This is a genomic window from Microbacterium testaceum (assembly GCF_001476655.1).
Lineage (GTDB): Bacteria > Actinomycetota > Actinomycetes > Actinomycetales > Microbacteriaceae > Microbacterium > Microbacterium testaceum_C.
In genome coordinates this window covers 1-23,317 of the sequence record NZ_LDRT01000124.1, presented here as the reverse complement: position 1 = coordinate 23,317, position 23,317 = coordinate 1, and the positions used below count along the sequence as shown (strand labels likewise).

The following is a 23,317-nucleotide window of genomic DNA, read 5'->3' as shown; positions in this document are numbered from 1 at the left end:
ATCCAACCACTCTACCGGCGGAGGCTCGTCGGCAGCGTAAGATGTGTCTAAGACCACGATGTCGTCAGCCATGTCTTCTCAGTTTCGTAGTGCGTCGTCGATCGTCGTCGTGGAGTGTCGCGGGGCGACGAGATCAGATGTCGAGGAAGCGGACGTCCTTGGCGTTGCGCTGGATGAAGCTGCGCCGCGACTCGACGTCTTCTCCCATGAGGACCGAGAAGATCTCGTCGGCGGCGGCCGCGTCGTCGATCGTGACCTGCTTCAGCGTGCGCGTCTCCGGGTCCATCGTGGTCTCCCAGAGCTCGTGGTCGTTCATCTCACCGAGACCCTTGTAGCGCTGGATGCCGTTGTCTTTCGGGATGCGGCGACCGGCGGCCTGGCCGTCGACGAGCATCGCATCCCGCTCGCGGTCGCTGTACGCGTACTCGTGCGGGTGGTTGGACCACTTCAGGCGGTACAGCGGCGGCTGAGCGAGGTAGACGAAGCCGGCCTCGATGAGTCCGCGCATGTAGCGGAACAGCAGGGTCAGCAGCAGCGTCGTGATGTGCTGCCCGTCGACATCGGCATCGGCCATCAACACGATCTTGTGGTACCGCGCCTTGGACATGTCGAAGTCTTCGCCGATGCCCGTGCCGAAGGCCTGGATCATGGCCTGGACCTCTTTGTTGCCCAGGGCACGATCGAGGCGTGCGCGCTCGACGTTCAGGATCTTGCCGCGCAGCGCGAGGATCGCCTGCGTGTGCGGATCACGGCCCTGCACGGCCGAACCGCCGGCGGAGTCACCCTCGACGAGGAAGATCTCGCTGATCGAGGGATCCTTCGAGGTGCAGTCCTTGAGCTTGTCGGGCATCGCGGCCGACTCGAAGACGCTCTTACGGCGAGCGGTCTCGCGCGCCTTGCGCGCGGCCAGACGCGCGGTGGCCGCGTCGATCGCCTTGCGGATGATGTTCTTCGCCTGGCCGGGGTTGCGGTCGAACCAGTCGCCGAGCTTGTCGCCGACGACTTTCTGCACGAAGGCGCGGGCCTCGGTGTTGCCGAGCTTGGTCTTCGTCTGGCCCTCGAACTGCGGCTCGGACAGCTTCACCGAGATGACGGCGGTGAGGCCCTCGCGGATGTCGTCACCCGTGAGGTTGTCGTCCTTCTCTTTCAAGAGGTTGTTCGCGCGGGCGTAGCGGTTGACCAGCGTGGTCAGCGCGGCACGAAACCCTTCTTCGTGGGTGCCGCCCTCATGCGTGTTGATGGTGTTGGCGTACGTGAAGACGTTCTCGGTGTACGCCGTCGTCCACTGCATCGCGAGCTCGAGCGCGATGTGGCGCTCGGTGTCCTCGGACTCGACCTCGATGATCTCGTCGTTGACCACATCGGCCTTGCGGACGCGGTTGAGGTGCTCGACGTAGTCGACGAGGCCGCGCTCGTACAAAAACGAGTCATGACGCGCCGCGGTGACCTCTTCACCCGGCTCTCCCTCGACGACGACCGACTGGGGACGCTCGTCACGAAGGCTGATGCGCAGGCCCTTGTTCAAGAACGCCATCTGCTGGAAGCGGGTACGCAGCGTGTCGTAGTCGAAGTCGATGGTGTCGAAGATCGTGGCATCCGGCCAGAACGTGATCGTCGTTCCCGTCTGATCGCTCTCTTCGCCCTGGGCGAGGGGGGCGAGGGGGGTTCCCCCGTCGCGGAAGGACTGGCGCCAGACGTGCCCCTGTCGCTTGACCTCGACCTCGAGGCGGGTCGACAACGCGTTCACGACCGACGAACCGACACCGTGCAGACCGCCGGAGACGGCGTAACCGCCGCCGCCGAACTTGCCGCCGGCGTGCAGCACGGTCAGCACGACCTCGACCGTGGACTTGCCCTCGGTGCGGTGCATGTCGACCGGGATGCCGCGGCCGTTGTCGATCACGCGCACCGCGCCGTCACTGAGGATCGTGACGTCGATCGTGTCGCAGTAGCCGGCGAGAGCCTCGTCGACGGAGTTGTCGACGATCTCTTGCACGAGGTGATGGAGGCCGCGCTCACCGGTGGAGCCGATGTACATGCCGGGACGTTTGCGAACGGCCTCGAGACCCTCGAGCACCTGGATGGCGTCGGCCCCGTACTCGTTGGGAACCTTGACGGAGGGTGCTTCGGGTTCCTCGGAAACGCTGTCGGGGTTTTCGGACGTCATGGGTACGCGCGCTCCAGATCGGTTCTCGGAGCTTCCATCCTATCGCGCGAGACCCCGAGAAATGGCGTGTACGCCCCTACACGGGGATAAATCGGGTCGGGGCGGGATCGACCATGGCCTAGCCGTAGGTATCGCGCGGGCCGCGGCCTGGAACGGCTCTGGGCCCCCATTTCCAAGAGGGGACGTCCGGCCCCACGAAGCGGATCGCCTCCACGCCCGCTTCCGGGAAGCGTCTCAGGATCTCGGAGAGGATCTGCGCACGCATGAGCTGAAGCTGTTTCGCCCACGCCGTGGAGTCCGCCTGAATGGTCAGGGTGCCGGCATCCAGAGCCACCGGCCGGGTGTGAGCGGCCGTGTCCGCGCCCGCGACATCGTGCCAGGTGCGCACGAGATCTTCGCGAGCGAGCTGCGGTTCCCAGCCCGCCGACTGCGTGAGGTTCGCGAGGACGTCTCCGAGTCCGCGCGGGTCGCGTCCCGGAGAGAACGGGGCGTTCTCGTCGTCGTCGGTTCTCCGGCGACGCCTCTTCGTGCGGAACGGCGACGGCTCGAGGCCCCGCAGACGCAGGTAGGTCGCCATCGTCTCGGGCAGTTCGGCCTCGTCACTCATCGTCGACCGTCGCGATCTGCCCCGCCTCGACACGGACCACGTGGGCTCGAAGAGCATCGGGCACGTCTTCTTCGACAGCGGAGGTGACGATGACCTGCTCGTAGCCCCCGACCAGCTCGGCGAGGCGAGCTCGTCGCCCCGCGTCGAGTTCCGCGAACACGTCGTCGAGGATGAGCACGGGGTCGCCCAGTCGGGATTCGGCGCGCAGCAGCTCCGCCGAGGCCAGCCGGAGAGCCAGCGCCACAGACCAGGACTCGCCATGCGAGGCGTAACCCTTCACCGGAAGGCTGCGCACGCGGAGGACCAGATCGTCGCGATGAGGACCGACCAGCGTGAGCCCGCGTTCGAGCTCGGCCGATCGCCGCGCCGCCAGTGCCGCGCGGAACTGCTCCGAAAGAGGACCGCCCGCCACCGCCGTCGCCGCATCCCCCTCTTCGGGGTCGCCGCCGCCGACGGAGAGAGCCCACTCCAGACGGGGCTCGTGCTCGGCGCCTGCGATGGCCGCGTAGGCCCGGGCGACGGAATCGGACAGATCGGATGCCAGCGCCAATCGCGCCTCGATGAGTTCCGTTCCGAGGGTGACGAGCTTGTCGTCCCAGACGTCGAGGGTCCCGAGTGCATCTCCGCGGACACCCCGCGCCCGCGCGGACTTCAGGAGCGCGGTGCGCTGACGCAGGACCCGGTCGTAATCGGCGACGACCCCAGCCATACGCGGGGTGCGCTGGATGATCAGCTGATCGGCGAAGCGACGCCGGGCCGACGGGTCGCCGCGCACGATCTGAAGATCCTCGGGGGCGAAGAGCACCACCTGGGCGTAACGCGGGAGCTCTGCCGTGCGCACGTTGACACCGTTCACCCGCGCGCGGTTCGATCCCTGGCGATTGAGCTGCAGTTCGAGCAGCACGCTGCGTTCCCCGTGGGCGAGTCGCGCGCGGACGATGGCGGCATCCGCCCCGTCTTTCACCATCGGCGCGTCGCTGGAAACACGATGCGACCCCAGGGTGGCCAAGTAGGCCACGGCCTCGACGAGGTTCGTCTTACCCTGGCCGTTGCGTCCGACGAACACGTTGGCGCCGGTGGCGAGCGAGACGTCGACTTCCGCGTAATTGCGGAAATCCTTCAGTCCCAGCTGCTCCACGATCACCGAGTCAGACTACCGGCCGCCTCCGACATCGAGACGGGGCCCGACCTCAGCGAAGCAGGAGGTTGGGCTGGAGGAGGTACTTGAAGGTGCCCTCGCCGCCCTTGTCGACCGAGGTCTGCGGGGTGACCAGAACGGGGCTGAGCTTGTTCGCATTGTCGCTCGAGGTGAACGTGATGCGCGTGAACTCGCTGCGCACCGCGCCGAGCGACTCGAGCAGGTACTGGGGGTTGAGTCCCAGCGTGACCTCGTCGCCGACGAGGGTGGCATCCACCGTCTCGGTGGCGCGTGCCTGTTCGGTACCGGACGCATCCATCGACACACCGTCGGCGCCGAAGGTGAAGCGCAGCGGAGCCGAACGATCGAGCACGAGCGCCACACGGCGGACGGCCTCGGCGAGCTCGGCGGTGTTGACCACGCTGTGGTGCTCGGTCTGCTCGGGGAAGAGCCGACGCACGGGCGGGAAGTTGCCCTTGATGAGGAGCGAGGTCACGGTCTTGTTGGCCGCGGTGAAAGCGATGATCTCGCGGTCGCCCGATCCGGAGAAGGCGATGGAGATGTCGCCGCCGTGCGCGAAGGTCTTCCCGACCTCCTGAAGGGTGCGAGCGGGAACCAGTGCGGACGTCGTCTCGTCGGATGCCGCCCGACCGCCGTCCCACGGGATCTCGCGGAGTGCGACGCGATAACGGTCGGTGGCGACGAGGCTCAGTCGCGTCCCGGTGACCTCGAGCTGGACGCCCGTCAGGACGGGCGTGACGTCGTCACGCGACGCCGCGAAAGCGACCTGGGCGATGGCTGTGGCGAACTCGTCCGCCGGCACGAGGCCGGACTCGCCGGTGACCTCGGGAATGGCGGGGTACTCCTGGACGGGCATCGAGGCGAGCGTGAAGCGCGCCGACCCGCAGGTGAGCAGGATCCCGCCGTCTTCGTCGACCGCGATCTGAATCGGAGCGTTCGGCAGCCGGCTCGCGATGTCGCTGAGGAGTCGTCCGTGGACGAGGATCGTGCCGGGCTCGTCGACCGTGGCTTCGATGGTCGTTCGCGCGGATGCCTCGTAGTCGAATGCCGCGAGGGTGAGCCCCTGTTCATTCGCCTCGATGAGCACACCGGCCAGGATCGGCTGCGGATTGCGCTGGGGCAGGAGCTTGACCACGAACGAGACAGCTTCGCTGAACACATCGCGATTGACGTGGAACTTCACGGACGCTCCCTTGACGGCGGGTATGGCTTACCCATGCTAGCCCCCGGCCGGGGATGGCCCCGGTGCAGGTCCCTGCGCTCCCCAAGGTCATCGAATCTCTCTTAACTCAAAGGGGATCTTTCATCTTGTTAACAGCTGTGGAGAGTGTGGATAACTTCGCGGATCGCTGTTAACAGAAGGGAACGACGTCCCTGGGCTCTGTGGACGCGTTGCGGAGAGCCTGCGGAGTTAACACGACGGGCTCGAGGTTCGACCCGATGGTCGTCCACAGGTTAACGCGCGTCGTGCACAGTTCATCCGCAGAGATTTCGAGTTATCCACAGGTTTTCCACACTGTGTAGAACCCACCGAAATATCGTCGTCAGGAGGGTGAAGTGGCGATCTGAGGGCCGAAAACGACGATGGGCCCGACCGCGGATGCGGACGGGCCCGGGGCGGGAGGCGAGCGCTCAGCGCATACGACCGAGCTGGCTCGTGATCTCGGAAACCTGGTTGAAGATCGAGCGACGCTCCTTCATGAGGTCGCTGATCTTCTTGTAGGCGTACATGACGGTCGTGTGGTCGCGGTTGCCGAACAGCTGGCCGATCTTCGGCAAGGAGAGGCTCGTGCGCTCACGGCACAGGTACATCGCGATCTGCCGAGCGGTAGCGACCGCTTGCGATCGGCTGGATCCGTAGAGGTCGTCGACGGAGAGTTTGAAGTACTGCGCCGTCGCCGTGATGATGTCGGTCGGCGAGACGACATTCGCGTCGTCCTGGTCGATGATGTCGCGCAGCACGGTCTGAGCGAGCGACATGTCCAGGGTCGAGCGGTTCAAGCTCGCGAACGCGGACACGCGGATGAGCGCCCCCTCCAGCTCGCGGATGTTCGACGACACCACCGTGGCGATGTACTCCAGAACGTCGTCCGGGATGAGGAGACGTTCGCTCTGCGCCTTCTTGCGGAGGATCGCGATGCGCGTCTCCAGGTCGGGCGCCTGCACGTCCGTGATGAGTCCCCATTCAAAGCGACTCCGCATGCGATCTTCGAAGCCGGTCAGCTGCTTGGGCGGCAGGTCGCTCGTGATCACGACCTGCTTGTCGTGGTCGTGCAGCGTGTTGAACGTATGGAAGAAGGCTTCTTGGGTTTCGGCGCGCCCTTGGAGGAACTGGATGTCGTCGATCAGCAGGATGTCGACATCGCGGTAGCGAGCCTGGAACGCCGACCCGCGGTTGTTCGCGATCGAGTTGATGAAGTCGTTCGTGAACTCTTCGCTCGAGACATACCGAACACGGATGCCGGCGTACATGCTCGCGGCGTAGTCACCGATCGCGTGGAGAAGGTGTGTCTTACCGAGCCCCGAGTCGCCGTAGATGAAGAGCGGGTTGTAGGCCTTCGCCGGCGCTTCCGCCACGGCGACGGCGGCGGCGTGGGCGAAGCGGTTGGACTGACCGATGACGAAGTTGTCGAACGTGTACTTCGGGTTCAACCGGGTGTCGCTTCGAGAGGCCGGAACGATCGGCTCGGGAGCCTGCTCGGGGATGAGGGAGCGGCTCGGGGAAGCGGGTGCCGTGCGCTCGTCGGTCGACGACGGTCGCGGAGAGTCGATGAGGTCGGGGTTTACGACGACACGGAAAGAGCTCACCTCGGGGTCCGTTCCCTGGACCTGCGTCAGCGCCTCCAGAATGGGGGCCCGCATGCGCTTGTTCATCTGTGCCGCGGTGAGGTCGTTGGGAACGTCGAGGTAGAGGGTTCCGCCCATGACGCCCTGCGGAACAGCCAGATTCAGGAAGCCGTGGAGCTGCGGAGTGACGCGCTCATCCTCGAGAAGGCGGTCGAGCACGGCGGACCAGACAGGAACATCCGGTACTTCGTGCAATGACATGTCCCCTCCGGGATCTCGGCGCGCGGGCAGACCGACGGAGTCGCGTCGAACCTGTGGATAACTTCCGGGGCCACGCTAGTTCGCGGCTCATCCGGAGCAAAATCCACTGTAGAACGCTGTCGCGTGTCTTTGCCACGCCTGTGGACAACGACTGGGGATAATAGGCGGTCGGTTTCTCGGTTTGAGTTAAGGGCGCGCGCGACGTAGCCTTAGTCGGTTGACTTATGCCTATACGGCAGTCCCGACCCCACGTCCCCGGCAGAAGAGCATCGGGCGACACCACCTCCGGAGTGACCCATGAGCAAGCGCACCTTCCAGCCCAACAACCGTCGTCGCGCCAAGAAGCACGGCTTCCGCGCCCGCATGCGCACGCGCGCCGGCCGCGGCATCCTCGCGGCCCGTCGTGCCAAGGGCCGCACCGAACTCTCGGCCTGATCGACCTAGTGCTCGCGAAGCCGAACCGACTCACCCGCGGATCGGACTATAAAGCCACCGTCCGTCGGGGCACTCGGTGCGCCGGAACGCACGCCGTGACGTACGTCGGCAGCATCGACGAAGACGGGCCCGCCCGTTTCGGCTTCATCGTGAGCAAGCAGGTCGGATCTGCGGTAACCCGCAACACCGTTCGCCGCCGCCTCAAGGCGGTGTGCGCCGAGGCGCTCCCGTCTGTTCGCGGGGGCGCCTCGGTCGTGATCCGCGCACTCCCTTCCTCGGCAACCGCGGACTACGCGTCGCTTCGATCCGACGTGCTCCGTTGTCTCCAACGGAAGGCTTTCGCGTGAGTTCGTCGACGCTCCCCACCTCTGCCACCGGCAACGCTCATCTGGAGTGGTCGTCGGTCATGGCATCCGTCCCGCTTCTCCCCCGGAATGCCGGACTCGTGTTGTTGCACGCCTATCGCGCGACGATCTCGCACGTCTATGGCGACGTGTGCAAGTACTACCCCTCCTGTTCCGCCTATTCGGTAGGCGCCGTGCAGCAGCACGGACTCGTCAAGGGTGTCGCGCTGACCGCGGCCCGTCTCGCACGCTGTCATCCCTGGGCTCAGGGAGGCATCGACGATGTCCGTCCTCACCGCGACTTCCGTCATGAGCTCACTCCGCACGGTTTCGTCGTGCCCTCCCGGAAGGACTGATCGTGCCATTCGATCTCATTGGGACCATCCTCTGGCCACTGAAGTGGATGGTCGAACTCGTGCTGGTGGGCTGGCACGCGCTGTTCACGGCGCTTGGTATGGCGCCCGCAGCCGGCCTGACCTGGGTGCTGTCGATCGTCGGTCTCGTGCTCATCGTGCGCGCCGCCCTGATCCCGCTCTTCGTGAAGCAGATCAAGAGCCAACGCAAGATGATGGAGATCGCTCCTGAACTGCGCAAGGTGCAGGAGAAGTACAAGGGCAAGCGCGACCAGCTGTCTCGCGAGGCGATGAGCCGCGAGACCATGGCGCTGTACAAGAAGCACGGCACCACCCCGGTGTCGAGCTGCCTCCCGCTCCTGGTCCAGATGCCGATCTTCTTCGCGCTGTTCAGCGTTCTGAACGATGTGTCGAAGCACGCCGCGAGCGGTGTGGGTGGTGTGGGTCTGCTGACGCCGGAACTCACGACCGAGTTCTACGACGCACGCCTGTTCGACGTGGCATCCATGCACGTCAACCTGGTCACCGCGTGGAGCCAGCCCGATGGGCAGGTCACCGTCGCGATTCTTCTGACGCTGGTCGTGCTCATGATCGGTTCGCAGTTCTTCACCCAGCTGCAGATCATCTCGAAGAACCTGTCGCCCGAGGCCAAGACCGGTCAGGCGTACCAGATGCAGAAGATCATGCTCTACATCCTGCCGCTGGCCTTCATCTTCTCGGGTGTCTTCTTCCCGCTCGGTGTCGTCATCTACTGGTTCGTCAGCAACCTGTGGACGATGGTTCAGCAGTTCGTCGTCATCCGAGAGATGCCGACTCCCGGATCGGACGCCGCCAAGGCGCGGGAGGAGCGCCTCGCTCGCAAGGGCAAGGCGATCGACTCCAGCGGCAAGGTCGTTCCCATCGAGAAGTACCGTGCCGAGCAGCAGCGTCTCCTTGAAGAAGCCGAGCGTGCCCGCGCCGCACAGCCCAAGCGTCAGCAGCCGGTGGGCAAGCAGCGCGCCAAGAAGCAGCAGGGCGGCAAGCCCGGGGGGTCCCCTGCACGACCGGCCCCCGGTGCCGCTGCATCCGATCCCTCCTCCTGACGACCGGAGACCATCATGACGACGTCCGAACAGATCTCGACGGACCAGAACGACGCCACCGAAGAGCAGCTCGAGCAAGAGGGCGACATCGCCGCTGACTTCCTCGAGGGCCTGCTGGACATCGCCGACATCGATGGCGACCTGGCGCTGGATGTGCGCGCGGGACGCGCCTACGTGTCAGTCGAAGCCGAGGATGCGAGCGCCCTCTCGTCGCTGTCGCACTCCGACACCGTCCAGGCGCTCCAGGAGCTCACTCGCCTGGCCGTGCAGAACGCGACCGGCCGGTTCTCTCGTCTGATCCTCGATGTGGGGGGATCGCGCGAGGCCCGCCAGCGTCAGCTGGAGAACCTCGTCGACCGCGCGATCGAGCGTCTCGATGAAGGTGCGTCGCAGGCGTCGCTCCCGGCCATGTCGAGCTACGAGCGCAAGCTCGTCCATGACATCGCTGCCGAGCGCGGGTGCGTATCCGAGTCGTTCGGTGAGGGTGCAGATCGCCACACCGTCCTCCGTCGCGGCTGAGCAACCGGATGCCGTCACAGCTCGAGGCAGAGCCGGCTGCCGCCGCGGAGATCTTCGGCGATCGCCTGGAACTCGCTCGACGCTTCACGCAGGCGCTCGCGGAGCACGGGGAGGAGCGCGGTCTGATCGGCCCGCTCGAGGTTCCTCGTCTGTGGACCCGGCACATCCTGAACAGCGCCGTCGCTGCGCCGTTGTTCGAGGGGCGCGCGGCGGATATCGGTTCGGGCGCGGGGCTTCCGGGGATCGTGCTGGCGATCGCACGCCCCGATGTCGAGTGGACGCTCATCGAGCCGATGGAGCGGCGAACGATCTGGCTCACGGAACAGGCCGAGAGTCTCGGCCTCGCGAACGTGACCGTTGCACGGATGCGCGGCGAGGAGTGGACGGGCGGTCGATCCTTCGACGTCGTCACGGCACGAGCCGTGAGTGCGCTGCGGACCCTTCTGCCGTTCACCGCGCCGCTCGCCCGCCCGGGTGGGAAGCTTGTCCTCCTCAAGGGAGCGAATGTGGCCGCGGAGATCGACGCTGCGGCGAAACAGGTGCGTCGCTTCGGTCTGACCGACGTCCGTGTCGACGTCCTCGGCGAGGGTCAACTGGACGAACCGACGCGTGTGTTCGTGGCGACGGTGTCGCGCTGACGTTCCTGCTCGGTGAGAGCAGCCGCGTACGACCTGAGGGTGTCTGAGCCGACTGGGGCTCGCCGTCGTGCGCTTGGCGTCGTGCGTCGTAGGCGACAGCTCGGCTCGACGGGCCCGGTAGAGAAGAGTTCAGGTGGGGCTGCGGGCGGGGAGAACCGCTCGTGTCCTCTTGCGGCGTGAGGCCGGCATTGCACGTGAACTCCGTTGAGATGCGTGATCTGGGGCGCGGGTCGCGCCTCGCCGCGGCGCAGGATCCCCGCGGCCGATGCGCGGCGTGGGTCCTGGATGGTTTCAGGCGCGCTCCAGCACGGCTCAGTGTCCATCTGCGGGATCGCCCCGTTCGTTCCTTCCTCAAGGCCAGCGCAAGTTACTTATCTCCCTGGAAAGTAAAGATGGTGCCGCCGCTTGTGCGACGGTCGAGCTTCGAACAGTAAGGGGCAAGCGATTCGCGTCGGCTCACGTAATCCGTTGGAGGGATGCGCGCGGCTTCTACGGAGAGAAGCTCGCTATGTTTTCTGCGGGTGCCGGTGAGGGCGCATTGTTTCACGTGGAACGGGCAGGGGAAGATTCGCGCTGAACGCCGCAGCGGGGAGCACCGGGCTGCCTACGATCCCGCGAGTGCGGGGAGGGCCGGTCGTGCTTCGGTGGCGCGTCAGACGCTCGCCCTCGCGCTGGGCGTCTCAACGCCCATGCTGCTCATCGCGTGCCCGCAGGGTGCGACGAGAGCCCCGACAGCACTCGCTCATTCGCGGCACGAGGGAGAACGCATTTGCGTGGGGCGGAGGACGTCTCCGACGGTTCGATTCGTTCCTTTCTATGCGGAACAGTGGATGAGAAACGCCGCGCGGCCCTGCCACTCCCCCAAGGACCGAGAGCCCGCGCTGTGAGCTCGAAGGCAGCGACATGGGCGGACGTCGCTCATGCGCACCTCCAGAACGGGTTCCCGGCGGAGTGTCGCGGAGGCGACCCGGGTGCCGCGTTCGAAATCAATGCGGAGCATCGGGAGGTTGCTTGATGTGTCGCGACCCGCGGAGACTCTGGCAGCGAGTTCCGCCCGCGACACCCGCGACGAGACGGTGAAGGGCCTGTGGTCGATCGCACCGGGTATTGAGCGGAGCTCGAGGCTGCCGGTTGCTCTTGTGCAGCGCTCAGGAAGAGTTCGCTCGCGTGCGGCGCGTGCGAGCTGACGACGGTGTAGGTCGTTGAACGAGTGCATGTCGAGCGAGCTGGGCTTGTGTGCGCGCTGGCCATCGGGTGATCGTTGCAGGTTCCTATGACTCGCCGCGATCGTACGGCCCGGGATTGTTCTGTGTCCCCCGCCCCGGAGCTCACCCGGCCGCGTCGCGCTCACTTCCTGACAGCGAATGTGCGTGCGGGCCGAGACGTAGGTCGCGCGTCGCTCCGGTGCCCCCCGTCGCGTGATGGTCCGCCGCACCTTCACCACCGACAGCGCCTCGGGCGAAGTGGGCTCGAGAAGAGTCTGTCGCGTCAGCCGGGGGGTTTCACGTGGAACATGCGCTCCGGTACAGCGCCCCCGTTGAGGTCGGCAGGACCTTCGGCTGGAGATTCTGCTCTGCCGTCTGGCCCGCGTCGTCGTTGCTGGCGTCGTGCGGGGCGCGCGACCGAACGGGAGGACAGCGGCTGCGTGGACAGGTCGGTATGAGACTCCTGTGAGAGACGGCGGGGTGCGTCATGATCGCTCCCCCGCTTCCAGGGTTGTCAGGTTTCTGAACGCGCGGTGCCCCTCGAGCAGTCTGCGCGCGGTGGGGAGTCCCTCCGGGTCGAAAGGATGGTGACGTCGTTGGGCCGGCATCATCAGAGACAATTCGCGCAAGGCAGGTGCCGCGCACCTCTTCTGTCTCATAGGCGCCTGTCTGTAGCGCGCTTCGAGAGACACTCGGTCGGAACTTGCGTGGGCCCCTGTATCGACAGATGAATCTCACGCGGTGTGCGGGGACTCCGTTGGCACGCCCCCACACCCGCTGACGGAGAGCTGTGTGCGCGCGTGCTGGCGTGGGCAGACCTTCGGTTTTGACGGAGCGATCCCTGCGCGAGATGGTCGGTCGTGTGCGGTCCAGCGAGACGATGGCTGTCAGTAGAGCGTCTCGCTTGCGCTGCAACGGGTAGTCGGCAGCGTTGGGAGAGGTGAGGGTCCGTCTCCAGCGATGAGTTCACACACACCGCGACGGTCGTCGTAGCCCCACATCTTCGACTGTCCGCAGGTCGCACCGTATGAACTCGCGCTTCGCGACAACTCGAAGTTTGGCCTTCATACCTGGCTGAGTTTCGGAGGGTCTCCGTGACGGAGTACGGGCCGGCTCCGGCTGCGAGGGGAGATGGGATGCGTGGGTGGTTTCACACGAGAAGCGATCAGGTTCCCGCGGCACTTGCGATCGGGATTCTCGAGTCGTGAATGGCTCTCCTCCGAAGTCCCTTAGGGCGTGGGCGGCGTGATCAGCCGCGGGGGATGCCTCGTCCGTCGACGTGGTTGTCACTTTCAGATGGTGTGGCGGTACCGCCACGAATGTTCCACGTGAAACGTTGAGCGCGACAGAGGTCACGGAGGATCTTCGGGTTACGGGTCCCCTGCTGACGCAAGCGTTCGTCGCGAGGCAAGTGGGTGACGCGTGATGACCACACGGTCGGCACCTCGCTCGCCGTCGGTGGTGAGGGGAGGCGCGCATTCCCAGCGGACAGTTTGCCCTCGTGGTTCCGCTTCCGGCTCTTCCACTCTGCACGGCATGTGAGTCGTCTGCGCGGAAGTCGACTGGCGCTGGGGTAAGTGCCTGGCATGTCACCACCTCAAGGATCACACCGTGCCGTGTTGCATCGGATCCGAGGCCGCACGGCACCCCTCCCCTGCTCTAGTTTCCCGGCGCACGGCCCGTGGGTGAGGTAGACCTCGGCAACGCTCGGATGCAGGGGGTTGCGGGCGGGTGGTCGCGCAACGCGACGTTCGGGAGTGCATCAATGGATGCGCCGCTGGATGGGAGTTGCCTGCAACCTGAGCGAGGCGTCCGGCCGTCAGTTCACGGTTCCCCACTGCGTGCCGGTGGACTTCTGATCGACTCAGGTTGAGGATTCGGTCGGGGGTGGATGTCCTCTATCGCGGACATGCCTCGGTGGAGCGTGTCCCTTGCCGATCCGCGCTTCCGACAACCCCCGAGCGACGGGTTGCGGTCGGGGGCGGACTGATCCTGGATGCTGTCCGTTCACCGAGGTCGCGGTCACGGACAGCGGGGTCATCTACTCAATAAGGTGCGCTTGCTGATGTTTCACATGAAACGGCGCGAAGTTGAGTGAACCTGTACGGTTCGAGACCGATCGGATGAGTGAGATGACGACGTCCTTCGGATCCGGCCAACAAGGTGTCGTTCGTGATGTTTCACGTGAAACGACGCGGAGTTGAGTAACTCGGTACGGCGCGAGACTGACCGGATCTATGAGATGACGACGTCCTTCGGATCCGGCCAACAAGTGCTCGTCGTGATGTTTCACATGAAACGACGCGAAGCTGAGTGACTCAGTACGGCGCGAGACTGACCGGATCTATGAGATGACGACGTCCTTCGGATCCGGCCAACAAGGTGTCGTTCGTGATGTTTCACGTGAAACGACGCGAAGTTGAGTAACTCGGTACGGCGCGAGACCGAGCGGATCTATGAGATGACGACATCCTTGGTGCCCGGCAGATGCGTGTTCCCTTCAAACTGCGTGGCCGCACCAAGGAACCGTCAGAGGTGTCGGGCCTCTTCCGAGACAGCTCGCGCGACGATGAGTGTGCATGCCAATCGCCGGATCGAGTTGCCGCGGGGACACGCATGGCGAGACGCCTCGAGGTGTCGCGGATTCCGCACGCCGCGTCGCCCCGGCGCCGAGAGGCAGCGGGGTAGGCCAGTGGCTAGAAGTCACAGTGCTGCGGTTGACGTGCCGTGTATGTGAGGCGTGCTCCCCCGGCTGGGTGGCATCCGGACGATGACGTACCGAAGCTGGTGACCTGATTCTGTGTGTGTGCAGGCGGCGCACGGTCCCGTTCCGTCGCTCTCGCACTGAGCTTGTGGTGATGTTTCACGTGAAACGCCGTCCGAAGCGCAGGTGGGCAGAGCCTCGTCAAAACTCGCTGGTGCCTACGCCCCGTGAATCGATGAGTGTGAGGCTTGGCGACGACAGCGGTGACGGACGAATGATGTGAAGGGGCTGCTTCGACTGCCGTGTCCACCCTGTTCTCGGGAGTGACCGCGGAGTGGGCTCTGCCACAGTGCTAAACGAGCTGATCCGCGTCGCAGGGGATACTTTGGAGCTGTGGCGAGCAACTGGTACGTAGGCGAGCGGCGAGCCGTGACCGACGAGTCCACGTGGGAGTCACGAGCAGTGTATTGGGGCTAGACGGCCCCTCCGTGGAGTCGTCCTTGCGCGGGGCGTTGTTCACGTGACGACTAGGTCGCACCACCCTGGGCCTGATTGCTTGGCGGTGCAATAGCCCAACCCGTCTGGGGCACGGAGGCAAGGACAGCCCGCCGGGGGCGCTATGGTGTGCCGCCCTGATCCCCATTGGAGGGGGCTCGGGGGTCACCAGCAATGTTTCACGTGAAACACGGGCCATCTCGAAGGTTGTTTGATCACGGCCGTGTGAGCGGCTGAACGCATGCCGCAGTCCGCGGATGCGGAGCAGGATGTGGCTTCACCTTAGGTGGTCGCCGAGAATGCGCCGCGGTGAGGTCGTGCGATGTGAAGAGGCTGTGAGTACCGCGACCGTTCGCGTGGACGTGTCGCAGCATGACAGGACTGGCTTTGAGGGTCCCGCGTGGAGGGGGCTGAGTGCACGGCGCGACAGGGGTGCGCGCCGCAATGTGGACGGAGCGAGAGGGTGCAGCGGGGTGCGGCCTGGCGGGAGTAGCTGCGGAAGTGAATAGGGGCTCGCGGAGGAAAGCGTCCCAGTGTGCGGTCGGAACAGTGTCGCAGATGGGGTGCAAAGGGTTCCAGGCATCTGTGTGCGACGAGTCCGCCATGAAGTGCGAGAGGACTTCATCGCGCCGCGCGTGGTGCATCAGAGACCCGAGGTGAGGAGAGTCCACCGTGCTGTCTGCGGTGAACGAGTGCTGCAGCGTGACGAGATGGCGGTGGTTTGGGAGTGGCGGATCGGGGCTGCGGGGCGAAAAGACCGGCGGGTCGGTGCAGTGGATCGGGGCTGCGGTGCGAGGAGAGTCGAGTGAATGGTGTGCGGTGACTGGTGGGGGTGGTGCGCGGAGGATCGAGTGGGCTGTGAGCCTGACCTGCCTTTCCCGACGGGTCGATTGTGTTGATCGTGCCGCGGTTGCGGTGGGTGTGAAGGGCTTCGTTGCCGGTGGGGCTGAGGCGTTTGAGGGCGGAGTGTCTGCGGTGGGGGTTTTGGAAGCCCCGATCCATTCGAACATCGCTGACGCGAGCTGCGCCACGGACTCCCCGTTCGTACGGGCGAGGAGCTCGTGTTGCATCGTTGACCAGAAGCTCGCGATGAGAGCGTTGTCGACGCGGGAGGCGACTCTGCCCATCGAGCCGAAGAGCCCGGCCTGACGGAGCCGGTGACCGAAGAGCCAGGAGAAGTACTGCGCTCCCCTGCCAGCGTCGACTACGGTCCCGGGGTCGGGGTGGCATCGCGAGCGGGCCATCGCGAGCGCGTCGACGACGAATTCCGTGGTGATCGCGTCCGAGACCGACCAGCCGACAATCCGGCGGCTGAACGCGTCGATCACGGCGGCGCAGTAGGCCCAGCCGCCTCGCACGCGAGGCTGGGTGTTGTCGCAGAACCACAGCCGGTTCGGCGGATCGCGGTGAACTGCCGCTTTGACATGGTCCTCGTGCGAGGCGCTGTCCGGCTTCCAGCCGTGCCGTTCCCAACGATGCGACACCCCGATCACCCCGATCAGTCCGATCAGCCCGATCAGCCCGATCACCCCGATCAGTCCGATCAGCCCGATCAGCCCGATCAGCCCGATCAGCCCGATCAGCCCGACCAGCCGTGCGACGCGTTCGCGTCCGACGTGAACCTCGAGCCCGAGCCGATTAGTGGGCAGCAGGCTTCTCGCGGACGCCTACCGAGGCGATCATCGCCTCAACTCAAGGGTCGGGAGGAAGAGAGGCTCAGGCTCCGCTCGGGCACACGCAAGGCAGCGTGCGCCTCCGTAGGTACCGCCGACTCACTCCGTCCAGCGGTGTCCGCCAACGCGGCTTCGTGTTCGAGCTTTCACTCTTCGCGAGCCTCCACAGACCCTCATCGTCGTCCGTCAAGGTCACCGGCCCGCGGGTAGACTGGGCGAGTTCGGCGACGGCAAGGGAGAACGTTTCACGTGAAACAGTCCGACGAGACGCCATCGTCATCTTCGTTCTTCGACTCCCCCATCGCCCGTGAGATCGCTGATCTCTCTGCGCGGCGCCGCGCACTTGAGGCTGTGACGGTCGAGTTGTCGGGACGTACGCGCGTCTTTACGGTCTCGAACCAGAAGGGTGGCGTCGGCAAGACGACGACCGCCGTGAACATTGCTGCCGCTCTGGCATCCATCGGGGCACGTGTCTTGGTGATCGATCTCGATCCCCAAGGGAACGCATCCACCGCTCTGGGGGTCGCGCACAACGCTGAGACGGCGAGCATCTACGACGTTCTCATCAACGAAGTGCCGCTCGCAGAGATCGTACAGACGAGCCCCGAGTCGGAGAGCCTTCTCTGTGCGCCCAGCACCATCCACCTCGCCGGCGCCGAGATCGAGCTGGTATCGCAGGTGGCTCGTGAGCACCGCCTTCGTGGGGCGCTCCGTGACTACCTCGCCATTGACGGCAACCATCTGGACTTTGTCATCATCGACTGTCCCCCCTCGCTCGGTCTGCTCACCATCAACGCGTTCACCGCGGCCGACGAGGTGCTCATCCCCATCCAGTGCGAGTACTACGCACTCGAGGGGCTGAGCCAGCTGCTGGGAAGTGTGCAGATGATTCAGAAGCACCTCAACCCGACCCTTCACGTCTCCACGATCCTGCTGACGATGTACGACGGACGTACGCGTCTCGCTCAACAGGTTGCGGACGAGGTTCGCTCGCACTTCACCGACGAGGTACTCAGTACCGTGATCCCGCGCTCCGTTCGCGTATCCGAGGCGCCGAGCTTCGGTCAAACCGTCATCGCGTACGATGGCCAGTCAGCGGGCGCCATTGCCTACCGCGAGGCGGCGGTCGAGATCGTCAACCGCGACACCACGACGAAGGGCTCCTGATGGCAAAGAGGACCGGACTCGGGCGCGGTATCGGCGCCCTCATCCCCACGGCTGAGGCGTCGGAGGCACGTCCCGTCGACGTGTTCTTCCCGGGCGCACCGGCGAAGGTGTCTTCGCCGGCGGAGCCGGAGACGGATGCTGCGCCTCCGGCGGATGACCTCGTATCGGTGCCCGGCGCTCGACTCGTCCACATCGACCCGAAGTCGATCGTCCCCAATCCGCGCCAGCCCCGCACGCACTTCGACCCGGAGGATCTTGCGGAGCTCGTGCACTCGGTGCGGGAGTTCGGGGTCCTGCAGCCCGTGGTCGTTCGCGACAAGGGCGATGGCACCTACGAGCTCATCATGGGTGAGCGCCGCACGCGCGCCTCCCGTGAGGCCGGGCTCGAATCCATCCCGGCGGTCGTCCGAGAGACCGACGACGAGTATCTCCTTCGTGACGCGCTCCTCGAAAACCTTCACCGCTCGCAGCTCAATCCTCTCGAAGAGGCATCGGCGTACCAGCAGCTCCTCGAGGACTTCGGTATCACCCAGGAGGAGCTTGCGACCCGGATCGGTCGATCGCGGCCTCAGATCAGCAACACCATCCGTCTCCTCAAGCTGCCCGTGCCCGTGCAGCAGCGCGTGGCCGCCGGCGTTCTGAGTGCCGGACACGCCCGTGCCATCCTTTCGCTGGAAGACCCGAAAGAGATGCAGAAGCTGGCCGACAAGATCGTCAACGAGGACCTTTCCGTCCGCGCTGCGGAGGCGGTCGCCAAGATGCCGGGGGTCTCCCCCGCGCGCCAGAAGCCCAAGGCCGGTTCGCGACGCTCCGGCCTCGATGACGTCGCAGAACGTCTCGGGGATCGGCTCGACACGAAGGTCCGAGTGTCATTGACGGCCAGAAAAGGCCAGATCAGCATTGATTTCGCGACCATTCAGGACCTGAATCGCATCCTCGCCGCTCTGGGCGAGGACGGCTACACGGGCTGATCTCAGGCCCCGGTGTCGCCAGTCCCGCGTACGCTGGATTGGTGACCGCGAACGAACAAGAGCCGCCCCGACGGGCGAGTCTGGAACTGCTGCGGGCAGAGGCATCCGACGAGCTGGCGGTGCTGATCCACGAACGCCTGCGCGGTGGCGAAGATCCCTGGGACTTCATGGAAGACCTGCCGAGCGTTGATGAGCTCGTCGTCCTGACCCTTCGTGCCGACAACATCGCCGAGAACGGCGGCCAGCGGCCCAACCGTGCACGCAACTACCGCGTCCTGCGCCAGATCGCCCTCGAGTATCCCCCGCTCACACGGGCTGTGTGGCGCATTCTGGGCGACGAAGAGCCTCATCGGCGCTGGGATGCCAGCGTGCGCCTCGACGCGTCCTAGGGCCTCAGGAGGGGCGAAGGAACGGGGCGTCCTCCGCCGGCCCCCGCGTGAGGGTCGTACGGACTTGGTCGAGCAGTCGGAGCAACAGCGTGCTGCGCCTTTCCCCCGGCACCGCGGACGCGGCATCCGGTCTCCGTCGGGTCAATGGGCGGATGGCCCGGAAGCGACGAACCCCCGACGCCGCGGCGCCGGGGGTTCGATGCGTTCGAGAGTCTCAGCCGATGAACGGTGCGAGGTCCTGCTCGAGGGCGTACTTGGGCTTCGCGCCGATGATGGTCGTCTTGACCTCACCGCCCTGGAACACCTTCATCGCGGGGATGGAGGTGATCTGGTACTTCATCGCGAGGTCGGGGTTCTCGTCCACGTTCAACTTGAGGACGGTGATCTTGCCCGAGTTCTCGGACTGGATCTCGTCGAGCACGGGGGCGACCATGCGACACGGTCCACACCACTCGGCCCAGAAGTCCACGAGAACGGGTCCGTCGGCCTGCAGGACGTCCTGCTCGAAGGTCGCGGAGGTCGTCGCCTTGGCGGTCATGTGCTTTTCTCCTTAATGAGAGCGTCAGTAGTGAAAACGCCGGTGGGCGTCGATTTGTTCCTCAGACCACGGCCGCGTCGGGAAGACCCTCGATGAGGCTGTCCGCGACGGCCGGCTCGCCGGCCTCGCCCCGTGCCGCGAGGAAATGCTCCACGTCGAGGGCGGCCACGGTACCGCTGCCGGCCGCGGTGATCGCCTGGCGGTAGGTGGGGTCGATCACATCGCCGGCGGCGAAGACGCCCTCGACCGACGTGCGCGACGAACGCCCGTCGACCCAGATCGTGCCCAGGTCGGTGAGCTGCAGCTTGTCGTGCACGAGGTGCGTGCGCGGGTCGTTGCCGATCGCCACGAAGAGGCCGTCGAGGGGAAGCTCGCGGGTCGTGTCATCGACCGTCGAGCGCAGACGCACACCGCTCACGGCCTCGGCGCCGAGGATCTCGTCGACGGCACTGTTCCAGATGAACTCGATCTTCGGGTTCGCGAAGGCGCGCTCCTGCATGATCTTCGAGGCCCGGAGCGTGTCCTTGCGGTGGATGATGTACACCTTCGACGCGAACTTGGTGAGGAAGTTGGCCTCTTCCATCGCGGAGTCGCCGCCGCCGACGACGGCGATCGTGCGGTCGCGGAAGAAGAACCCGTCGCAGGTGGCACACCACGAGACACCGTGGCCCGAGAGGCGCTCTTCACCCTCGAGACCGAGCTTGCGATACGCCGAGCCGGTGGCGTAGATGACCGAAACGGCCTCTTCGACCTTGCCGCTGCCCAGAGTGACCTTCTTCACGGGCCCGTCGAGCTCGAGCGACACGACGTCGTCGTACAGCACTTCGGCGCCGAAACGCTCGGCCTGGGCCTGCATCTTGGCCATGAGGTCGGGGCCCTGGATCCCCTCGGGGAACCCGGGGAAGTTCTCGACCTCGGTCGTGTTCATGAGGTCGCCGCCGGCTTCGACGGAGCTCGCGACGACGAGGGGCTCGAGGTTGGCCCGGGCGGCGTAGATGGCGGCCGTGTAGCCGGCAGGACCCGACCCGATGATGATGACGTGACGCACGATTGCGCCTTCCTCTCGTTGATTCCGTCGGATGAAACCCATGGTAGCCGCGGGGTATTCCGCGACCAGGGGGCTAGCGCTTGGGGAGGAACCGCCGACCGAGCGCGAGCGCCGGAGCGAGTTCGGGGGTTCGGAACAGGGCCAGGATGCCGATGTACACGGCGAGGACGACTCCACCGACGAGCGCCGACCCGAGGACGCCGGTCAGACGGTCAGAGGAGAGCCAGCCTTCCGGGCCGCCGCAGAGCAGGACGACGCCCCACCCCGCTGCTCCGGCCGGGATGCCGACCAGGACGAAGCGACCCAGGGGCAGGAGCCATTCGCGAATGCCGATCCCCCCGAGTCGACGATTGAGGATCGCAGTCGCGATGATCACCTGCACGACGCTCGAGAGCGATTGACCCAGGGCGACCGCGGCCGCCAGTTCGGTGATGGGGAGGAGACCGGCATCCAGAGCCCACCCCGCTCCCAGAGCGGTCAGCGCAACGAGGACGCCCTGGACGAGCGTGAAGAAGAACGGGGTACGCGTGTCGTTGTAGGCGTAGAAGGTGCGCTGGATCACGAACAACACGGCCAGTGGCAGCAGACACACCAGGAAGCACAGGAGGACCGGGGCCGCGGCGACGGCCTCTCGCGAGTCGTTGGTGAAGATGCGTGAGGCGGGAACGGATGCCGCGATGAGTGCCGCCGTGGCGGCGACGATGAAGAGGCCGAGGACCCGGATGCTGCGGATGATGTCATCGCGCACGCGGTCGTCGCGCCCGGCCGCAGCGTGCTCGCTCAACTGTGTGAAGTAGGGGGTGCCGATCGACAGCACGATGAGCGAGTACGGGAGCATGAACACCAGCCACGCGTTCTGCGAGGCGAGCACGGCGGGGCCGTTTCCGGATGCCTCGAAGAGCACGCGGCTCTGCACGATTCCCGCGAGTTGACCGATGATGACCATGAGGAACGTCCACCCGGCCAGTCGGCCGATGTGTCGCAGGCCCACACCCCGCCATTGGAAATCGGGCCGCAATTGCAATCCCGCGCGCCGCCAGAACACGAGCAGGACGATGGTCTGCAGCACGATGCCGCCCGTCGCCACTCCCCCGAGGAGCGCGATCATGGCGGGCGTCCACTGATCGACGGCGGTGTTGGGGCCGCCGAAGATCACCAGGAACACACCGAAACCGATGAGCGAGACGACGTTGTTCACGATGGGAGCCCACGTGTACGGCCCGAAGACCTTGCGAGCGTTCAAGACCTCGCCGAGCAGCGAGTACAGACCGTAGAAGAAGATCTGCGGGAGGCACCAGTAGGCGAAAGCCGTGGCGAGGGCGATCTGGTCCGGGGCGGCGGTCGCGGGCGTGTAGAGCGCGACGATCCAGGGAGCGGCGATCATCGCCAGAGCCGTGGCGATCAACAGGATCACGGTGCCGAGGGTGAAGAGCTTCGAAATGAACGCGCGGCCGCCGTCGGGGTGGGATGCCGCTTTGACGATCTGCGGCACGATCACCGCCGTCAGGACGCCGGTCGAGATGATCGCGTAGATGGCGTTCGGCAGCGAGTTCGCCAAGCCGAACGCGTCGCCCGCGTAACTCTGAACCGAGCCGACGATCGCGACCAGCACGACCTGACGCAACAGACCACTCAGCCGGGACACGACAGTGCCCGCCCCGATGAGCACGCTGGCCCGTCCGATACTGCTCACGGGCGGTTCTCCTCGGGGACGGTGGGGGACGCGGGGGATTCGGGTTCGAGGTCATCGCCCTCGGCGGGCGCTCGACCATCGGCCGGTTCGTCGTCGGTGGGCGACTCCGGCTCTTCGACTCCGGCGGCCAGGCGCCGACGCCGCGCCAGGGTACGGATGACACCCATGCTCAGGAAGACGACCACCAGAGCGATCACGACGACGAGACCGATGCTCTCCCATTCGGCGCGCACCTCGACGTCGACGACCTGTGGCTCGCCGACAGGCTCTCCGGTGGGGCTGTAGAGCTGAAGACCGACGCTGACCTCACCGTTGGCCAACCGCGCTTCGACGGGAACCTCGACGCGTGTGTTGGCCGAGGCCTGCGCTTCCACGGGGGTGCGATCCTGCACGCGGAGTCGTGCGTCGTCGGGGCGCACCGCGAGGACGACGGAGACCGGCCACGGCAGGTCGTTGCGCACCCACGGCCGAAGGGGAGCGCTCGAGCTGACGAGCCGGAAGTCCGACGACAGGATGCCGACGGAGGCGAGGGTCGTCTGCGTTGCGGCCCGGTGGTCGGCGACGGCCGTGCGGGCGGCATCCCCGCTCCACGACACGTTCAGGACCTGGAGGACCTCGGCGCGTTCGCGACCCGTGAGCAGCTCGGGCTGATCGAGGATCGTGGCGAAACGGTCGATGACCTGCTCGTCGGCGGTGAGGTTGCTCACGTCGTCGACGCGCGCGGTGTCGACCGACGCGTCGAGGAGGGAGATCTCGGATGCCGGTTGCCCGGCGATCGCGTCGAGGGTCGTTCCGCTGAACCCCGGAGCGGTCGTCACCGCCGTCATGGTGGCGCGCAGGCTCCCACGCGAGCGGTCCGTGCCGCGGTCGAGGACCGCGAGGATCGGACGGTCCGCGCTCGCCGTTCGGGCGAAGGTGAGGTAACCGAGGGCGACCGCGAGGTCGGATCCGCGGCGGGTCGTGTCGTTCTCGCCGGCCGCGCGGGTCAGGGCCGCCGAGACCTCGCTGTCGTAGACGGGCGTCGACACTCCCCCGACGCGCGCATTCGCGGGGACGGACTCGCCCGCGCCCGAGACGGTGCT

Annotated in this window: 19 protein-coding genes; 9 read left to right on the top strand and 10 right to left on the bottom strand. The window is 65.9% G+C overall.

Annotated features, from left to right (window positions below; translation table 11 throughout):
- Positions 1-133 precede the first annotated feature (133 nt).
- From gyrB to dnaA, 5 genes are all read right to left on the bottom strand, one after another.
- A complete protein-coding gene (gyrB, locus tag NS220_RS15295; RefSeq protein WP_058624880.1) occupies positions 134-2,167 on the bottom strand; it encodes a DNA topoisomerase (ATP-hydrolyzing) subunit B in 2,034 nt (677 codons plus the stop codon).
- A gap of 118 nt (positions 2,168-2,285) precedes the next feature.
- Entirely contained in the window at positions 2,286-2,774 is a 489-nt protein-coding gene (locus NS220_RS15290) for a DUF721 domain-containing protein (protein ID WP_058624879.1), read from the bottom strand.
- Positions 2,767-3,918, bottom strand: a complete 1,152-nt coding sequence (recF, locus tag NS220_RS15285; RefSeq protein ID WP_058624878.1) for a DNA replication/repair protein RecF — start codon at positions 3,916-3,918, stop codon at positions 2,767-2,769. Before recF ends, NS220_RS15290 begins: the two co-directional genes overlap by 8 nt.
- 46 nt (positions 3,919-3,964) lie before the next feature.
- A complete protein-coding gene (gene dnaN, locus NS220_RS15280) occupies positions 3,965-5,116 on the bottom strand; it encodes a DNA polymerase III subunit beta (protein WP_058624877.1) in 1,152 nt (383 codons plus the stop codon).
- 449 nt (positions 5,117-5,565) lie between these two features.
- Positions 5,566-6,981 (bottom strand): chromosomal replication initiator protein DnaA, encoded by a 1,416-nt coding sequence (gene dnaA / locus NS220_RS15275; protein ID WP_058624876.1) that lies wholly within the window; start codon positions 6,979-6,981, stop codon positions 5,566-5,568.
- Between the two features lie 297 nt (positions 6,982-7,278).
- Between dnaA and rpmH the strand changes: the two genes are divergently transcribed.
- The 6 genes from rpmH to rsmG are packed head-to-tail and all read left to right on the top strand — an operon-like array spanning position 7,279 to position 10,352.
- A complete protein-coding gene (gene rpmH / locus NS220_RS15270) occupies positions 7,279-7,416 on the top strand; it encodes a 50S ribosomal protein L34 (protein ID WP_013584598.1) in 138 nt (45 codons plus the stop codon).
- An 8-nt stretch (positions 7,417-7,424) separates the two neighbouring features.
- On the top strand, positions 7,425-7,763 hold the full coding sequence (gene rnpA / locus NS220_RS15265) for a ribonuclease P protein component (protein WP_058624875.1): 339 nt from the start codon (positions 7,425-7,427) through the stop codon (positions 7,761-7,763).
- Positions 7,764-7,822: 59 nt separating this feature from the next.
- Positions 7,823-8,116, top strand: coding sequence for a membrane protein insertion efficiency factor YidD (yidD, locus tag NS220_RS15260; RefSeq protein WP_058624881.1), 294 nt, complete (start codon positions 7,823-7,825; stop codon positions 8,114-8,116).
- 47 nt (positions 8,117-8,163) lie between these two features.
- Complete coding sequence (gene yidC / locus NS220_RS15255; RefSeq protein WP_242864641.1) at positions 8,164-9,195, top strand: membrane protein insertase YidC; 1,032 nt, start codon at positions 8,164-8,166, stop codon at positions 9,193-9,195.
- A 15-nt stretch (positions 9,196-9,210) separates the two neighbouring features.
- Positions 9,211-9,714 (top strand): Jag family protein, encoded by a 504-nt coding sequence (locus NS220_RS15250; protein ID WP_058624873.1) that lies wholly within the window; start codon positions 9,211-9,213, stop codon positions 9,712-9,714.
- 8 nt (positions 9,715-9,722) lie between these two features.
- Positions 9,723-10,352 carry a 16S rRNA (guanine(527)-N(7))-methyltransferase RsmG gene (rsmG, locus tag NS220_RS15245; RefSeq protein ID WP_058624872.1) on the top strand — a complete coding sequence of 210 codons (630 nt, stop codon included), beginning with the start codon at positions 9,723-9,725 and terminating at the stop codon, positions 10,350-10,352.
- Positions 10,353-14,971: 4,619 nt separating this feature from the next.
- On the opposite strand, the gene NS220_RS20800 is transcribed toward rsmG, so the two are convergent.
- Complete coding sequence (locus NS220_RS20800; RefSeq protein WP_369406715.1) at positions 14,972-16,240, bottom strand: transposase; 1,269 nt, start codon at positions 16,238-16,240, stop codon at positions 14,972-14,974.
- Between the two features lie 438 nt (positions 16,241-16,678).
- Between NS220_RS20800 and NS220_RS15235 the strand changes: the two genes are divergently transcribed.
- The 3 genes from NS220_RS15235 to NS220_RS15225 are packed head-to-tail and all read left to right on the top strand — an operon-like array spanning position 16,679 to position 18,956.
- Positions 16,679-17,596 carry a ParA family protein gene (locus NS220_RS15235; protein WP_058624870.1) on the top strand — a complete coding sequence of 306 codons (918 nt, stop codon included), beginning with the start codon at positions 16,679-16,681 and terminating at the stop codon, positions 17,594-17,596.
- Positions 17,596-18,567, top strand: a complete 972-nt coding sequence (locus NS220_RS15230; protein WP_058624869.1) for a ParB/RepB/Spo0J family partition protein — start codon at positions 17,596-17,598, stop codon at positions 18,565-18,567. Before NS220_RS15235 ends, NS220_RS15230 begins: the two co-directional genes overlap by 1 nt.
- Before the next feature lie 41 nt (positions 18,568-18,608).
- Entirely contained in the window at positions 18,609-18,956 is a 348-nt protein-coding gene (locus NS220_RS15225) for a hypothetical protein (protein ID WP_058624868.1), read from the top strand.
- Between the two features lie 214 nt (positions 18,957-19,170).
- On the opposite strand, the gene trxA is transcribed toward NS220_RS15225, so the two are convergent.
- The 4 genes from trxA to NS220_RS20235 form a co-directional block, all read right to left on the bottom strand.
- Entirely contained in the window at positions 19,171-19,494 is a 324-nt protein-coding gene (gene trxA / locus NS220_RS15220) for a thioredoxin (RefSeq protein WP_058624867.1), read from the bottom strand.
- Between the two features lie 61 nt (positions 19,495-19,555).
- On the bottom strand, positions 19,556-20,542 hold the full coding sequence (gene trxB, locus NS220_RS15215) for a thioredoxin-disulfide reductase (RefSeq protein WP_081323212.1): 987 nt from the start codon (positions 20,540-20,542) through the stop codon (positions 19,556-19,558).
- A gap of 73 nt (positions 20,543-20,615) precedes the next feature.
- Positions 20,616-22,235, bottom strand: coding sequence for a murein biosynthesis integral membrane protein MurJ (gene murJ, locus NS220_RS15210; protein ID WP_058624865.1), 1,620 nt, complete (start codon positions 22,233-22,235; stop codon positions 20,616-20,618).
- Positions 22,232-23,317: DUF6049 family protein (locus NS220_RS20235; protein WP_242864638.1), on the bottom strand; the 1,086-nt coding region annotated here is incomplete at its 5' end. The genes murJ and NS220_RS20235, both read right to left, overlap by 4 nt.

Bases quoted from the DNA above. Each gene is read 5' to 3' on its own strand.
- gyrB (WP_058624880.1), bottom strand. From the start codon at position 2,167: ATGACGTCCGAAAACCCCGACAGCGTTTCCGAGGAACCCGAAGCACCC.
- NS220_RS15290 (WP_058624879.1), bottom strand. From the start codon at position 2,774: ATGAGTGACGAGGCCGAACTGCCCGAGACGATGGCGACCTACCTGCGT.
- dnaA (WP_058624876.1), bottom strand. From the start codon at position 6,981: ATGTCATTGCACGAAGTACCGGATGTTCCTGTCTGGTCCGCCGTGCTC.
- rpmH (WP_013584598.1), top strand. From the start codon at position 7,279: ATGAGCAAGCGCACCTTCCAGCCCAACAACCGTCGTCGCGCCAAGAAG.
- yidD (WP_058624881.1), top strand. From the start codon at position 7,823: ATGGCATCCGTCCCGCTTCTCCCCCGGAATGCCGGACTCGTGTTGTTG.
- yidC (WP_242864641.1), top strand. From the start codon at position 8,164: ATGGTCGAACTCGTGCTGGTGGGCTGGCACGCGCTGTTCACGGCGCTT.
- NS220_RS15250 (WP_058624873.1), top strand. From the start codon at position 9,211: ATGACGACGTCCGAACAGATCTCGACGGACCAGAACGACGCCACCGAA.
- rsmG (WP_058624872.1), top strand. From the start codon at position 9,723: ATGCCGTCACAGCTCGAGGCAGAGCCGGCTGCCGCCGCGGAGATCTTC.
- NS220_RS15230 (WP_058624869.1), top strand. From the start codon at position 17,596: ATGGCAAAGAGGACCGGACTCGGGCGCGGTATCGGCGCCCTCATCCCC.
- trxA (WP_058624867.1), bottom strand. From the start codon at position 19,494: ATGACCGCCAAGGCGACGACCTCCGCGACCTTCGAGCAGGACGTCCTG.